Source organism: Leptothoe spongobia TAU-MAC 1115, assembly GCF_018739885.1.
GTDB classification, from domain to species: domain Bacteria; phylum Cyanobacteriota; class Cyanobacteriia; order Phormidesmidales; family Phormidesmidaceae; genus Leptothoe; species Leptothoe spongobia.
On sequence record NZ_JADOES010000036.1, the window covers coordinates 1 to 15,976 of the forward strand.

Consider the following 15,976-nt stretch of genomic DNA (forward strand, 5'->3'; position numbering starts at 1 on the left):
AAGTTGGGAATCTCGGTCAATATCGGACGGGTGCCTATCTCAGCGTGAGACTGACTTAAGAAACTGCAAGATCTAAGTATAAGAGTTACGGATATAGGGTGGGGGTCTAGACGGTAAAACTCAGGGTTAATCAGTGGATAGTAGACGGTGGGATCCGACCGCTATTAATTAAGAAGTACTCCATCGCCTAGTTGACTAATTCATCAGTGGCTTGGAGGTCAGTGAGGATTACATAAAGAACCCTGACGTTAGATGTATTGACTTTGTTTGAACTGTCAAAATTAATTCAGTTTAATCAGGCTTCGACCCTAGATTAGCAAGTTCAGCTAACGGTTTGTTCATCGTCAGAAACGGCCAACGACCCTATGTTAATTCTCGACGGATTGGTGGCAAAACTACCTGTAGATGTCACTGTAAATTGAGTTGAGAACCAATGCCCCAAGCTTCCATGGTTGCCAACGAAATACCCGCCCAGCACACCAATTTTTTCCCAACGGTTTCGGTCATTGTGCCTATTTACAATGGCGAAACTGATTTACCGGGTTTGATTGATTGTTTGTTAGGGCAAACCTATCCGGCAGACCGGGTGGAGTATCTGCTGGTAGATAATGGCAGCTGCGATCGCACCCCCACCATCCTCACAAACGCCATCACTCAAGCCAAGGCAACCGGACTCACCCTCAAGCATCTCAACGAAACTCAAATCCAAAGTGCCTACGCCGCTCGTAACACCGGCATTCGGGCAGCAACGGGCGAGATTTTGGCCTTTACCGATGCCGACTGTTACCCAGATAGCATCTGGATTGAAAACTTAGTACAGGGATTTCAAAATGATCGGATAGGTTTGTGTGTCGGAGAAATAAAAGCTTTGCCTGGCAACACCTGGCTCGAATGCTACGCCGAACGGAAAAACATCATGTCCCAAAAGGACACTCTGGCTCACTCGTTTTGTCCTTATGGTCAAACAGCTAACGTAGCCATACGTGCCTGTGCCTTTGAAAAAATCGGGTTATTTCGTCCCTATATGACCACAGGCGGTGACGCTGACATCTGCTGGCGGCTCCAGCGCGATGGGGACTGGCAACTGCATTACGCACAGACCGCCGTCGTGAAACACCATCATCGCACTACCTTCAAAGAACTCTACAAACAGTGGTATCGCTACGGATGCTCTAATCGCTATTTACATCAGCTCCATGGCATCAAGCTGACACGGCCTTTAATGGGGCGTGAAGTGCGCCATTCTCTAGCTCGCTGGATCGCGAAAGAAATTCCCAGCGGCCTCATCAAGTTAATCACCGGTAAAGCTGATCTGGTCGATTTAGCGATGACGCCTATTGGACTCTATTGCTTTCGTGCCCGTACTTTGGGGCAGAGGGAATCAAGACTCCCTGACAAGGCTGCGGAAATCGCTTGGCTAGAAACTGATTAGTCCAATAAATGTATAGGGCCTGTCGCCCTCCAAACTCTTAACCATTAATGCCCAGGGCAGTTACAGGCCCAGCCCCTACAACCTAATTTTTGTAATGCGTCTGCTTGTTCTTTCCCTCAACACTTTTCCCTATCCCCCAAACCACGGCGCAGCTGAGGGGCGCACCTTTAACTTGATTAAACAACTAAGTCGCCATCATAAAGTGACCATAGTGGCTCACAAAACGGCCAATGCCACCGAGGCTAATGTGCACGCTCTCAAGCAATGGGTGGATGACGTCAAAACCTTTCCGCAATCGGCCAATCAAGATGCAAAGCAACCAAGTAATCCTCTGCAGCAAGCGCTGCGCTTAGCTCAGTTTGCGATTACCGCCACCCCACCCAATGTGTCATTTAGATTTTCACCCGATGTATACACCTGGGTCACCCAACAGATTGAGGCGGGTACCTATGAAGGCGTTATTTGTGAGCACAGCATCAATGAGATGTACGTTCACCCAAAGTTTCGCCAACGGGTGAAAACCCTGGTGGATATCCATAGCTCTGTCTACGGTTGGGTCCTGAATCATCTAGAAGCGGGCGCGTCAGAAAATGCTTGGCGAGATCGGCTGTACCTCCCCCTACTGGCACGCTATGAAAAGCGATACTGCGGTAAATTTACTCATCTGATTGCAACTACCCCTGATGATCGACAGCAGCTACAGCAACTGATTCCAGATGCGAAAATCACCATTGTATCTAACGGTGTGGACTTAGAGACATTTACCTACCGTTCCCAAGACCCAGGTGGTCAGTCCCTAATTTTTATTGGGGCGATGGACTCTTCCCACAATATTGATGCTGCCTGCTACCTGGCCCAAGAGATTTTCCCTCAAGTCCGCCAGCAGTATCCTGCAGCAACATTGAGTCTGGTGGGGGCACGGCCTGTCAAGGTGGTCAAAGAATTAGACAATTTGCCAGGCGTGACTGTAACAGGACGAGTGCCATCAATCACGGACTATATTCATCGGGGAACAGTCGGTATAGTCCCCCTGCGCGCAGGGTTAGGTATTAAAACCAAAACGTTGGAATCGATGGCAGCAGGTATTCCTATTGTGGCTAGCGATCGCGGATTGGAGGGGCTACAGGTAGATAGCGACAGCGTCCCCCTACGGGCCTTGCGTGCCAATACCCCAGCAGACTATGTAAAGGCAATTGAGCAACTATTTGAAAATGCAATGTTGCGGCAAACACTTTCCGAAAATGCCCGTCACATGATTGAAACAGAATATACCTGGGAGATTGCCGGTCAAAGATACGAGCAAGTGCTATCCTCCTAGGCACTGTTAGCACTGTAGCTCCTCTACAGAAGTTAATCTAAAACACATTCCCATGGGTCTGAGCAGGTCAAATTCACCCACCACCACCCAGGTAAAACTCTTGGTCAGTCCAGCGTCAGGGCGCATTCCCTGGTCATTGCTAAGCTGGTTGATCTTAGGCAGTGGTGCGGTTGTCTTGGTAGCTGTAATCCTGTCAGGGGCCAGGTTGATTATTGATCCCTACAGTCCAAACTGGTTAAAGACGGCGTTTCCTGGCTTAGTAAACAGTTTTGAAGCAGCTCCTCAGACTGCTAATGAAATTCGAGCGGAGATGCGATCTCAAGGCCTCACTTCTGGCCTCCCCATCGCCTGGCCCAATGTCGACGAGCCTACAGCTTGGTTCTATCCCGTTCTGGATAAAGACAATAAGGCTATTAAAGAATTGTGGGTTTATCGCGTACAGGGTGATCAGCTCCAACGAGTTGAGCAAATCTCGATTCGTCCCATGAAAGAATCCTTCATTACCAATCCTTTGGTAGGTACAGCGTCTCAAGTTGCCAGTGTCGACAGTGATGCGACCCTATCCTCAGGCAAGCTCATGCCCAGTCAATCAGCGGATGGCCCCTGGCTTTTGTTAGAAGGTCAGCGCCGCTATGGCAATACTGTCATGCGCTACGGTCAAATTTTGAGCTATCAGTCCCACTCTCAACGACTGCACCGATTGCTCAATTGGTCGAGCCCTACCGATCAACCGCCCCAATGGCAGACTAGTGAAACGGGGCATCAGTTGGTTATCGATCAAACGGTTGGATTGCGGCCTAGTTTTTTGCTATACCAGCTGGTGCCCAATAATCCACCTCAGTTGCAAGAAATATCGCTCTATCGATCTGTTTACGACTCAGACCAGGGCTCAGACCTGAGCCCCTCTAGCTCAGACCTGAGCCCCTCTAGCTCAGACCTGCTGAGCCCCTCTCTTTATGACAAAGCACTGAAACTGGCCCAGGGAGCAGTCTGGTCCCATAGTCTGCAAATGATGCAGTCTGCGAAAATAGCCCTAGAACCGGACTGGTCATCAGCCGCCCAAACCCAGCTGGATTTAATTGAGCTGCATGCTAAACACACTAAGGCTCAAACCGAGCAAACATTTTCCAGCCAACAACAGCATATTTTGGCCTATTTAATGGATGGGCAGTGGGATAAAGCGCTGACTACGTTGGAAGATAATCCAGCCATTTATGAATCCACCCTAAAACGTTTAGAGTATGAATTTGATTCCCTATGGCGGGGAGTCAGTACCCATCTTCAAGTACATCCCAGGGATCAAGCGACACAAATCTGGGGGGCCTTGTTAGTCACTGCTCGTCAATCACCGGAGGCGGGACAAGCCTGGCTCAAGAAAAAGACTCGATCAAAACAATTACTAGAACGGCTGCAGGCTGTAGGAAAAACTCAGTCGCTCATTGCCGCGATCGAAGTCGAGCCTTCAAAGGCTAGCAGCGATAGTCCAACGGCCAATGTGAGTTCAGCGGCTAATGTATCCAATGCAGTTGGCTCACTCCCGTCAACGACAACGACAGGACGATACCTCAGTCTCGTAGGACAAGCCCAGAGCATGGCAACCTCTGGTGAGGGATGGTTGCGCTCTCAAACTCTACCCACCCCTGTCCCAGGACAAACCTGGTACCAAATTAATGTGCAGCTACTCCAAGACAGCTCAGGCTGGGGACTCCCGCCCGTATCCATTACTGCCGCAAACTTTTGGGCTGAAACCCGATCTCTTCGTCGCCAGGTGCAGCTCTTTAGAGGAAATCAGCCCGTGGGCGGCATCACTGTCCATGGTATTAAAGCAACCGGATCCGACATTACCCTATTGGCCATTGGTCCAGAAATTGAAGGCCTCGCCTTGGTGACTACTGGCAACAGTTTGCGGTGGCTCAACACCTTACCCTGGCAAACGGCTCCAATGCCAGCGATATTTACAGCCGCTAACCCAGTCAGCACCAATAATGAGTCAGTTACTGCTGATCAATCTCTCGCTACAGCTGGGTTAGATCCCCTAATTCCCCAGGAAATTAGCCAACACCTTGGTCTTTCAAGTGAGCAGATGACCCAGCTATATCCCCATCTGCACTACGCTAGTCTCAATCTAGTTGGCGATGGCGCAACAGAACATCTCTTCACCATTAGTCATGGACTACCATCAGAATTAGCCCTAACTCCTGGGAAGACCATTATTTTTTCCAATACTGGCGAGATTTTATACAGTGATATCAGGCAAGAACAGTCTTTGGTGGCTCTCACAGATGGAGGCAGTGGACAATCGACGATGCTATTAGTCGAACAGCCAGGTCGTTACGACCTAATTGGCTTGTAAACGAGTTCCTTATTTAATAACTGCTGTACCTCACGAAATGGTAGCGGTTTACCAAACAGATACCCCTGACCAATGTCACAGCCAGACCGCTGTAGCATTTTCAGTTGCTCTAGGGTTTCAATCCCTTCTACCACCGTTTGCATCCCTAACCCTTTGGCCATGGTCAACATGCTTGACAACAACACCTGGGTACGTGGATTAGTAATAATTTCTCGGACAAATGCTCGATCAATTTTGAAGCCATCCACCTCAAAACGGGTGAGATAGTTCAAACTCGAAAACCCCGTACCAAAGTCATCGAGCGCAATATGGAATCCAGCCTGACGACAGCATTGCAGCGTTTTCAGAGCCACTGGATCTTCCATAAACACTCGCTCAGTCACTTCAAGTTTGACTTGAGATGCCTGTAGCTTATAGCGGTCGATAATAGCTTGCAATTCAGCTAAAAAATCAGCTTCAGCTAGCTGCCGGGGAGCAACATTAATGCTCATAAACAAAACTCTGTCGGGAGACATGGTCTGGAGCTGTGCCAGATCACGACAAGCTTGTTTTAGGGTTTGTCGACCAATGGGGATAATCAACGACGTTTCTTCGGCAATGCTGGTAAATTCCCCCGGTGATACATGACCACGGGTGGGACTAAACCATCGGATCAGGGCCTCAAATCCAAGGACTTGGCAAGTGTGAATATTTACCAGCGGCTGATAGTGGGGACGTAGCTGCTGATTATCCAGAGCGGCTCGCAGCTCTGATTCCAGGCGCATTTTATCGAGCACCTGATCATTTTCTGCGGGTGACTGGGGGGCTTTGCCATTGGGAATACGCAAGTGCGGTGATGAGGTAACTTGTGGCGTGTTGCGTATTCGATGCAGCAATGTTTTCATCAAAAGTTGTACGACAGGATCCGCATCTTGCACACGTTCCGAAATCTGATGACTCGAAATAGCAACACAGACCGTCTCTTCAATCGCTTTAGCTGAAGCTGAACGCGGGGCTGTATCCATCACAGCCATTTCACCCAGGACATCACCCGTGGTTAATATTCGCAGCGGAAACGGTTGGCCATCAACGTTGACGGCAACTTCTACCCGTCCTGACTCAATGATGTAAGCCCATTCTCCGGGGTCTCCCTCAGAGAAGATTGTTTCACCTATTTGAAAGTGCTTTAGCGCAGAGGAGGAACCCCAGTTAGACATGGCTGTCTTACCTAGTGAACAACAAAAATCAACTAGTAAAAATTACGGGGATGCACAGTCAAAAGACACATCTCATATTGATTTGGTTTCCTTAATATCTACATATCCTGCCTCGCGGCTACGGATATTCACTGAGATTTGCCCAAGGACATCGTCAGAACGTGGAAAACCAAGAAATTCTCCCAAGGTAAAAAATAGGCTCTCTTGGAATGATCGGAGACAACTATTAGCCAACCTGCTCAAAAACCATTTTGGGTGCAAAGTATGGCTGATCGTCCCTGAGACGGAATACACCAATCCCGAGAAATGGGCGGGTTTCGGTTACAACTCGTAGAGGCTGTTCCAGGGCCACGGTAGGTTCAATGGCCAAACGCTGTCCAAGACACCAACGCCGAGCTGCTTCTGGAGAAAGCACTATCTTCGGTAAATGACCCATCACCAACGCCGGAGTAATCAGGTCTATGTGATTCGGTTGTTCCGAAACGGTGTCTAAGGCAATGCTGGTATCTAGGGTAAAACCACTACTCTGAGTACGTATTAGTGACGCTAATGTACCGCCTACCCCTAAAGCTTGACCTAGATCGCGAGCAATGGAACGAATATAGGTACCGGTGCCACAAGCAATATCCAGAGTGATGTGGGCAGATTCACCTGGCTGCCAGTCCAATACATCAATGCTGTGGATAATGACAGGACGGCTGGGAACATCCATCGTATCGGCATCACCGCGACGGGCCAAATCATAAAGCCGTTGGCCATTGACATGAATTGCGCTATACATGGGGGGGATCTGCTCAATCTCCCCCTGAAAGTTGCTCAGCTGCTCAAGCACCCTAGCCTGGGTCAGATGGCTTGCTGACATCTGAGTCAAAATAGCGCCATCTAGATCGTCTGTATCAGTTGTGGTTCCTAGCTGTACAACGGCTCGATATGCTTTATCACTGGACAAGTACTGCAACAAACGTGTAGCTCGCCCAACGGCAACCGGTAAAACTCCTGTTGCTGCTGGATCGAGAGTGCCAGCATGACCAATTTTCTTGGTTTTGAGAAGGCGACGTAGTTTGGCTACACAGTCATGGGATGTCCATCCGGCAGGTTTATGAAGGTTAAGAAAGCCATCGGGCATAGACTGATCGTAAAGATAATGAAGCACTCAACGTCATCCTATCAGGGCACCTGAGGGGACGGGGCGGAGGATGGATCAGAAAATGTAGGTTCTGGTTCATCTAAAAGGACGTCTGGTGCTGAGATCGCAGGCTCTGCTGGAGTGACTATTGCATCTGCGGCCGAACGCGGAGGCCCCCCCAATTGTTCCACTAAGGATCGCCCGGTAAGACTTTGGACTAAGGTGAGCTTAATCGGATCTTGGTTGAGTTGTGCAATCCCCTCCGGGGTTAAGAGTTGTCCATAGGTCGTATCGCCAGTCAAATGCTGGGTCAAAAATGCCAAACTAGACGCCTCTAGATAATCTTGAGCTAGGGCTGGATCGGGCCCAATAATCTCGGTGGGTAGATCAAAGGCTTCACTCCCGGTCTCAGTCAACGCGATCGTGGAGAAGTGGGTCCCCTGACGCATCAGCAGTAGATAACGTTCAGGCTGGTTCAACCAGGTAAAGGGCACTAGCTGCTCCTGGAGAGCCGGAGCCACGGTATCGGCCCCACTAGAGACGATCATGGTGGGGGTAGTCACCTGGCCCATGCTTTCTTCGCCAAAGAGTACGCTGGTGATGGGGTTGATTGCGATCGCAGCCCTTATCCGATCATCCTGTAATGACAGCATGGTCTCACTAGGATCGGCCAGCTGGCCTGCCTGACACTGGAGCAGTAAGGACACATTTAATGACAGAGAACTGGGAGGACAGGCTTCGCGCAGCACCTCAAAGTCAAGATGGGCACCCGCTAATGCCAGCGCCGTATAGCCCCCAAAGGATTGTCCCACCAATCCTACCTGGGCAAAATTTATCAAACTGCCGTACTGTATGGCCTCTCGTTCTAGATAATCCAAGAGCGCAGAAATTTGTTGAGGACGATTAATAAATTCCTCATTAGCAACAACGTCAGCTGACTTACCCACCAGTAGCGCATTAATTTGGGCTGCATTACTACCAGGATGCTCAACATTGATCACCACAAACCCATGGGATGCCAGATGTCGTCCCAGGTAGGCATAGGACGTCCGATCGTTGCCCAATCCATGGGAAATAATCACCGTGGGTCGATTTCGTTGGCGCTGTCCTTGCAGCATTGGCACATAAATATCCGCAGGCATTGGAGAATTAGCGGACAGCGTTTGCCGATCTACCTGGTAACGCCCACCCTGCCGGGCCTGATTAGTAAGGGAGCGTAGACGTGCCTGTTGCGCCGCAGACAGTTCCTCCAGGGGAGTCCCTAAACGCTCTAACAATTCAATCGAGGCTTCCGTTTCATAAACAGCTCGATTAATCTCACGCAACAAACCCAAGCCACGATCTAACTCAATACGCATCTCCTCAGTGGGAAACCGACGTACCGCATTCAATATTGTCAAGCCCTCTTCTGGATCACCAGCAGCTACTAAAATAGCTCCCCGCAATGCACGCAAGTCACTACGACGTCCCTCAGTACGAATAAAATCAGCTGCAATATTGAGCAGGTATTCCCCCTGACTGGTATAGAAAAATCGATCTAGCAACACCACATCCAACTGAATGGTGTCGATATCCTGCTCCACCCGCCAGGTCAAGGCTTCTCTCAGCTCATTGATATCGTAGTCATCGGGTAAAAACTTTGCGTAGTAGGCAAGATCTTCACTGAGCACCCCCTCATCAGCCAAGCGCTCTAAATCTGCCAGCTCTATAGAGCGCTCAACCGGGCCAAAGGCAAATGTAATACGCTCCGCCGCTTTACCGGGTAGGGCCGTTACCAAGACTGTACCGAGCCCCAGGGTTAATCGCTGGATACCTTTGATCACAGCTGATAAACAGACTTTTTTCATAGACAACCTTGTATTCGCAGTCAGGAAACACCCAGAAATCCGTTACTGGTTGGCAACATGAACCAACCTGTCGTTATTAGTGAGTTACTCCACTCACTCTCAGGCTCAGCAATGCCTCTCAAAAACGTACTTAAGGGGATGCCGAGTTTTTCAGCAACGCTAGCAAGTCTTCTTCGCTCAAACGTTGAATACCGAGTTTTTCAGCCTTAGCTAGCTTTGATCCGGCATCTATACCGACCACAACATAGCTTGTTTTTGAACTAACTGACCCAGTCACTTTACCGCCACATTCCTCAATCTTTGCCTTGGCTTCTTTGCGATTAAGGGTGGGTAGGGTACCCGTGAGTACAAAGGTTTTTCCCGCCATGGGCAGATCCGTCGGTGCTGCTGCTGGTGGCGGACCTTCTAACTGCACACCCACGGCTCGTAACCGTTCTATTAGCCGTTGGTTGGTAGCGCTTTGAAACCACTCATGGACCGAATAGGCAATTTCTGGACCAATCCCATAAACGGCCTCAATTTGCTTCGGATCCGCCACCGTCAAAAGCTTTGCTGTATAGAATTCCTTAGTCAGCAGCTGCGCATTGACAGCGCCCACATGACGAATCCCCAAACCAAATAAAACCCGTGACCAGGGCTGTGCTTTGGAGGCCTGAATAGCGTCTACCAGTTTCTGCGCTAGCTGCTGTCCCATACGTTCTAGAGGCAGTAAGTCTTCTACGGTCAGCTCATACAGATCAGCAACAGAATTAACGAGTTTCTGCTCTAGCAACTGCTGTACCCATTTCTCACCTAATCCTGCAATATCCAAGGCCTGACGGCTAGTCCAGTGAATCAGATCGCCTCGCACAATCGCTGGACAGGACGGATTGATACAACGAGTCACCGCCTCATCGGCTGGCCTGATCAGAGTCTCATTACATTCAGGACAGTGGGTTGGCAACTGACAACGTTCAGCCCCCTCTGGCCGCAGGTTCGATAGTACCCGAACCACCTCTGGAATAATTTCCCCGGCCTTGCGAACGATGACTGTATCCCCCTTATGGAGATTGAGTTCAGCGATGCGATCGGCATTGTGAAGCGTAGCGCGGGAAACGGTCGTCCCAGCTAGCTGGACTGGTGCGAGTTCAGCCACGGGGGTAACGGCACCAGTACGGCCAATCTGCACAGACATATTTTTGAGAATGGTTGGCACCTCTTCGGCAGGATATTTAAGCGCGATGGCCCAGCGAGGAAATTTTTGAGTAAATCCTAAACGCCTCTGTAAAGCCAGGTCATTGAGCTTTACCACGACACCATCGGTCAGATAGGGCAGCTTTGTTCGGGCCTGGTCCCAATAGTCATAAAACTGGGCAACATCTATCGCTGTAGGGCAAAGTTTACGGTTGGGATTCACCTTAAACCCAAGTTTTTGAAGCGTATTGAGTGCTCCTTCCTGGGTTTGGGGCACAGACAAACCACCGTCTCCTTCGGGCAAAAGAAGTGTATAGGCAAAAAAGTCCAAACGACGCTGCGCTACAACTCGAGAATCCAGTTGTCGTAGGGTGCCGGCTGCGGCATTTCGGGGATTGGCAAAGGGCGCTTCTTCTTTGGATTGACGCTCAGCATTAATCCGATCAAACACATCATTGGGGATAAAGGCTTCACCTCTCACTTCTACCCGTGGGGGAGGATTATCGATCTGTAACCTTAGGGGAATCGAGCGAATAGTACGTACATTCTGAGTGATGTCTTCTCCGCTAATGCCATCACCTCGGGTTACACCCCTAGTTAGCAAACCGTTTTCATAGGTCAGGGCGAGGGCATTGCCGTCAATTTTGAGTTCAGCAACGACGGGGGCCTCATTTATATCCGGTGTTTGTCGTTGCCAACGCACTTCCCACTGACGATACTCGTCAATATCAAAGGCATTTTCGAGACTATATAGCGGAATATTATGCTCCAAGGCAGTGAACTGGCTAGCTGGTCGTTCGCCAACACGCTGGGTAGGACTATCAGGTGTCACTAAAGTCGGGTACTGTTCTTCTAACTTCTGTAGCTCACGATAGAGCCGATCGTAAACCTCGTCAGGTAGGTCAGGGGCATCCAGTACATAGTAGGCATAGCTAGCCTTTTGCAGTTGCGATCGCAACTCCTGAGTCCGCTGTCGCCGATCCGCTGGAACTGTTTCTGCCATAACCGTTGCAAGTACTCAACTAATGGAAAATTCAGCCTAACTGAGCAGGCACCCTGAATTCTACCCGAGGAATCCAAAGCTTATTTTCGAATTTTGTCTGCAAGGAAAACTTAACCGTAAAAACTCAAAACTCTTTAAGTTGCTGACAGTGCATCAACCGCAACCCTTTTAAGCTTGGCCAAATGTTCCGGGGTTTTAAACTCTCTACTCGCATTATGGTGAACCTTGGACTTGACCAAGATCAGTTCTTTGGGCATAAGGGCTGCATGATATAGACGCTTAACGTGGTTTGTGTGATTCACGATGGATAGCAGCCTTGCCATCAGCGCCAAAAAAGAGTTAACCATCACCAGTCATCAAGTTTGCCTACTTCTATGTCATTCCATAGAAAATCTAACTATTCAAGCAACGCTGTGACAGTAGCAAGCTCACCATTAACTACTCACCGTGACACTTTTTCCAAAACTGGATGTCCGCCTCTGGATTCTCGCCGCTGGCCGTCTATTGTCCCAGCTAGGCATAGGTTTCACTCTGTTTTACGCACCATTATTTTTTGCTGATGATGTGGGCCTATCAGCCACAGCCATTGGTCTAGGTCTAGGCAGCCAGTCTTTATCAGGCATGATCGGCCGATTTGCGGGGGGATCCATGGCCGATTCGCCACGATGGGGTAGACGACAAACGCTACTCCTATCAGCAGCTATCTCAGCTGTAGCCGATGGCTGCTTTGTCATTACCCATGGGTTTATTGGCTTTGTTATTGCTAACTTGCTCATGGGCCTAGGCGTGGGGCTTTACTGGCCTGCCACCGAAGCCGTAGTCGCCGATCTGACGACTGATAAGAATCGCAATGAGGCCTTTGCCATTGTGCGTCTAGCTGACAGTCTAGGTTTGAGTGCAGGGGTGGTACTTGGTGGTGCAGTGATTGCCGCCTTTCAAGCTTATCGAGTACTCTTCGCTCTGGATGGCATTACATTTATCGTGTTTTACGCCATTGTGGCCGTAGCCATTACGGAAACCCTGAGTACACAAATTGCTTCAGAGAATTTTTGGCAGGGATGGCGAGTGGCGATTTGCGATCGCACTCTCCAAATTTATGTCATTGTCAACTGCCTCTTCACTCTCTATCTCTCCCAAGCCCAAAGCACGTTGCCCCTTTACCTCAATCGCTTTACCCACCTTGATAACCATGCCGCTGTGGGAGGCATTTTCACCTGGGCTATTGTTTTAACCGCTCTATTTCAGCTACCAGTAGCTCGCTGGCTGAAGCGATTTAGCCAACCCCATGCCCTCATAATTGCCCTGTTCTTTTGGGCCATTACCTTCTGCAGTACTTGGCTAGTCGGACAACAGCTCATCAGCCCGATTATATTTGTCCTGATAGGTTTGACAGCGATGGCCCTGGGTACCGTAGCTTACACTCCCATCGCCTCAGCCTTAGTCGTGGACATTGCCCCTGCTCACTTACGAGGGGTTTATTTATCTGTCAATTCCATGTGTTGGGCCATCGGCTACCTGATTGGCCCTCCTTTAGGGGGATGGGCATTGGATAATCGCCTAGCTCATCCCTTTTGGCTGTGGTTACTTTTCAGCACCGTGACTGGGGTGGGAATCTTGTTAATTCTTCAGACACGGCTCCAGCCTAAACATCGTTAGCGACATCGTTAGTGTCAGGACCCAAGTGTCATGTCAATTAGAAAACACTCTCAAGGGCTCTAACATCTGTCAGCTATCGTTGCCGCCCTAATCTAAATTCAATGCCTTAATCCAATTCAATAATGTCTGGGAAAATATTGGGTGAAAACATTTCCCAGAGTGCATCTTGATAGGGCGCGTAAAACAACATCTGGTTGTGGGTTACATAGTCTTTAAACTCGCGCGCTAGTAGATGTAACATCTGCCTCACCAGTTCCCAATTCACTTTTAGGGTGGGATAGAGCATGACACACAGGGGAAACAGCTCTTCCTGGATAGAGTCAAACCGTTGCTCTAAAACACAAGTCCAGAGGTAAACCTGAAACATTTCAGCATCGCGAATGCTGGATATCTGTACTAAAGGGTTATTTAGCCGATCGGTATAGGAGCAATAATTGGGGTAGAGCTGATTCACCCGAGTAACGACATTCTTGGCAATGGTCGTAATGTGGGGCAATAAAGTTTGAATCACCGTTAGGCGTTCATCTCCATAGGAATAATGTGCTGCGGCATTATAAGCACGCTGGAGTGGCATATAAAGGTGATCATCAATCACCTTAAAATAGGACATCAGAATTTTACGTTCGATACTGGGTGCACTGTCTACCAGAATTTTTCCACAGTAGTGAAACTGCATACTGACAAACCCAATGAGCCTAGGATCTACAGCGGTATATCGCTGTCGGAGTTTTCCTAACGCTCCCGAAATCTTGACGGATAAACGCTGGGGAGAAATTTCTTTGCCATAGGCTGCCAGCGCCTTTACGTAGACTGTATGGACATCTTTTGAAACCTTCCACGGATCTATCAGTGTCGCGTTGATACCATGTCGTTGCACTTCATAGGCAAGCAGGGATTCGGTTAGATGCCAGGCCTTAGCACTGGCTGTTCTCAACTCTGAAACTAATCGCCTCGCAATGACGATGCGGGGTTTAACCTCAAAACCATTCGCCCAAGACTGACTACGAGCCTCCAAGCTTCCCAAATACTTTCTCGCCCAAAGTTCCGCCATTTTAGCTGGTTCAGCTAATGAGGATGGACAATCGGGAGCTTGCCTCATATCGGGGGTATGCATGATGCCACTGAAAGAACAACGTCTGGTTACACAGAGGGCGTGATCAGTAGAAAAAATCTGCCTCACCCTTTTTGAAGGATAGCGCTATACGTATGTTTAACTAGACATCATCTTTACTGTGTAACTAGACGTTATAGTCACTTCTATTGATACAGTGTTGCGAATTTTGACCTCCTAAAAGAGGCGATAACTCACCCAAAACAGAACGCCCATATGACTGGCGATGGGATCATTTCAATGCGCTCTGCTACAGTCTGTTTCATTTTTGTTACATCCATAGGAGTGTTTCTTGAGGTCTTAAATCTGCGTGATAGCATACAACTCATAGCTTTTAATCGATTTGGAGAAAAACACCTTGGCACTTCGGGTTGCGGTTGTTGGAGGCGGTCCGGCAGGCTCTTCTGCTGCTGAGACGTTAGTAAAAGCAGGTATTGAAACCTACTTATTTGAGCGTAAGTTAGACAACGCCAAGCCCTGTGGTGGCGCGATTCCCCTATGCATGGTTGATGAATTTGATTTGCCCCCTGAGATCATTGACCGCCGCGTACGCAAGATGAAGATGATCTCCCCCTCAAACGTTGAGGTTAATATCGGCAGTACCCTCAAGGATGATGAGTACATTGGTATGTGCCGTCGTGAGGTGTTGGATGGCTTTTTGCGCGAACGGGCTGAAAAGCTTGGCACAAAAGTTATCAACGGTACTGTGCACAAGTTAGAGATGCCTAACAACGACAAGGATCCCTATACCCTGCACTACGCTGATCACTCCAATGGCAAGCTTCAAGGTGATGCCAAAACACTTCAGGTCGATATGGTGATTGGTGCCGATGGTGCCAACTCCCGCGTAGCTCGGGCCATTGATGCGGGTGATTATAACTATGCGATCGCATTCCAAGAGCGCATCCGCATTCCCGAGGACAAGATGGCTTACTACGAAGAGCTGGCAGAAATGTACGTCGGCGATGATGTTTCTCCTGACTTCTACGCTTGGGTATTTCCGAAATATGACCACGTAGCTGTGGGTACTGGCACCATGCGGGTCAACCAAGCCAAAATCAAACAGTTACAAAAAGGTATTCGTGAACGTGCAGCTAAGCGTCTCGAAGGTGGCGAAATCATTAAGGTAGAAGCTCATCCAATTCCTGAACATCCCAGACCTCGTCGTGTAGTTGGTCGCGTAGCTCTGGTTGGTGATGCTGCCGGTACCGTAACCAAGTCCTCTGGTGAAGGTATTTATTTCGCTGCTAAGTCTGGCCGCATGTGTGCAGAAACCATTGTTGAACTATCCAATAGTGGTGAGCGAGCCCTCACTGAGGCAGAGCTAAAGACTTACATTAAGCGCTGGGACAAGCAGTACGGTATTACTTACCTGGTACTTGATATTCTGCAGCGAGTGTTCTATCGGTCTGACGCAACTCGCGAAGCCTTTGTTGAAATGTGTGCTGATATAGACGTTCAGAAGCTCACATTTGACAGCTACCTATATAAGACTGTCGTCCCTGCAAATCCCATTACCCAGATGAAGATAACGGCCAAAACCCTTGGTAGTTTGATTCGTGGTAATGCGCTTGCACCAGCTGAGTACTTCCCTGTTGAGCCGATTATCACTAAGTAGCTCAGGGGGATAGTCTACAGTCATTCAACTTAAACCCTGTAGACTTTAGCCAAGTAAAATAATCAAAAAATGCGCGTAGAAGATTCCTTCTACGCGCATTTTTTGATATCCACACAAAATATACCCCTCGTCATACCCTCGTA

10 protein-coding genes are annotated in these 15,976 nt (G+C 49.0%); 5 read left to right on the top strand and 5 right to left on the bottom strand.

Annotated elements, in window-relative coordinates; genetic code table 11:
- Positions 1–433: 433 nt before the first annotated feature.
- The 3 genes from IXB50_RS16035 to IXB50_RS16045 all read left to right on the top strand — a co-directional run bounded on the left by IXB50_RS16035 (position 434) and on the right by IXB50_RS16045 (position 5,103).
- Positions 434–1,432 (top strand): glycosyltransferase, encoded by a 999-nt coding sequence (locus IXB50_RS16035; RefSeq protein WP_215610001.1) that lies wholly within the window; start codon positions 434–436, stop codon positions 1,430–1,432.
- Positions 1,433–1,526: 94 nt separating this feature from the next.
- A complete protein-coding gene (locus IXB50_RS16040) occupies positions 1,527–2,750 on the top strand; it encodes a glycosyltransferase family 4 protein (RefSeq protein WP_215610002.1) in 1,224 nt (407 codons plus the stop codon).
- 52 nt (positions 2,751–2,802) lie between these two features.
- The gene (locus IXB50_RS16045; protein WP_215610003.1) at positions 2,803–5,103 is read left to right on the top strand and encodes a hypothetical protein; all 2,301 of its coding nucleotides are present in this window, start codon (positions 2,803–2,805) and stop codon (positions 5,101–5,103) included.
- On the opposite strand, the gene IXB50_RS16050 is transcribed toward IXB50_RS16045, so the two are convergent.
- The 4 genes from IXB50_RS16050 to ligA form a co-directional block, all read right to left on the bottom strand.
- On the bottom strand, positions 5,082–6,299 hold the full coding sequence (locus IXB50_RS16050; protein ID WP_215610004.1) for an EAL domain-containing protein: 1,218 nt from the start codon (positions 6,297–6,299) through the stop codon (positions 5,082–5,084). The two genes, IXB50_RS16045 and IXB50_RS16050, sit on opposite strands and share 22 nt — an antisense overlap.
- A gap of 226 nt (positions 6,300–6,525) precedes the next feature.
- Complete coding sequence (gene truB, locus IXB50_RS16055) at positions 6,526–7,425, bottom strand: tRNA pseudouridine(55) synthase TruB (RefSeq protein ID WP_215610005.1); 900 nt, start codon at positions 7,423–7,425, stop codon at positions 6,526–6,528.
- A gap of 41 nt (positions 7,426–7,466) precedes the next feature.
- Positions 7,467–9,272, bottom strand: a complete 1,806-nt coding sequence (locus tag IXB50_RS16060; protein ID WP_215610006.1) for an alpha/beta hydrolase — start codon at positions 9,270–9,272, stop codon at positions 7,467–7,469.
- Positions 9,273–9,402: 130 nt separating this feature from the next.
- A complete protein-coding gene (gene ligA, locus IXB50_RS16065) occupies positions 9,403–11,448 on the bottom strand; it encodes an NAD-dependent DNA ligase LigA (protein ID WP_215610007.1) in 2,046 nt (681 codons plus the stop codon).
- A gap of 447 nt (positions 11,449–11,895) precedes the next feature.
- Between ligA and IXB50_RS16070 the strand changes: the two genes are divergently transcribed.
- On the top strand, positions 11,896–13,104 hold the full coding sequence (locus IXB50_RS16070; protein WP_215610008.1) for an MFS transporter: 1,209 nt from the start codon (positions 11,896–11,898) through the stop codon (positions 13,102–13,104).
- A gap of 106 nt (positions 13,105–13,210) precedes the next feature.
- On the opposite strand, the gene IXB50_RS16075 is transcribed toward IXB50_RS16070, so the two are convergent.
- A complete protein-coding gene (locus IXB50_RS16075; RefSeq protein WP_246564585.1) occupies positions 13,211–14,203 on the bottom strand; it encodes a hypothetical protein in 993 nt (330 codons plus the stop codon).
- A 370-nt stretch (positions 14,204–14,573) separates the two neighbouring features.
- On the opposite strand from IXB50_RS16075, the gene chlP reads away from it, so the two are divergent.
- Positions 14,574–15,833 carry a geranylgeranyl reductase gene (gene chlP, locus IXB50_RS16080; protein ID WP_215610010.1) on the top strand — a complete coding sequence of 420 codons (1,260 nt, stop codon included), beginning with the start codon at positions 14,574–14,576 and terminating at the stop codon, positions 15,831–15,833.
- The last annotated feature ends 143 nt before the right edge of the window (positions 15,834–15,976 follow it).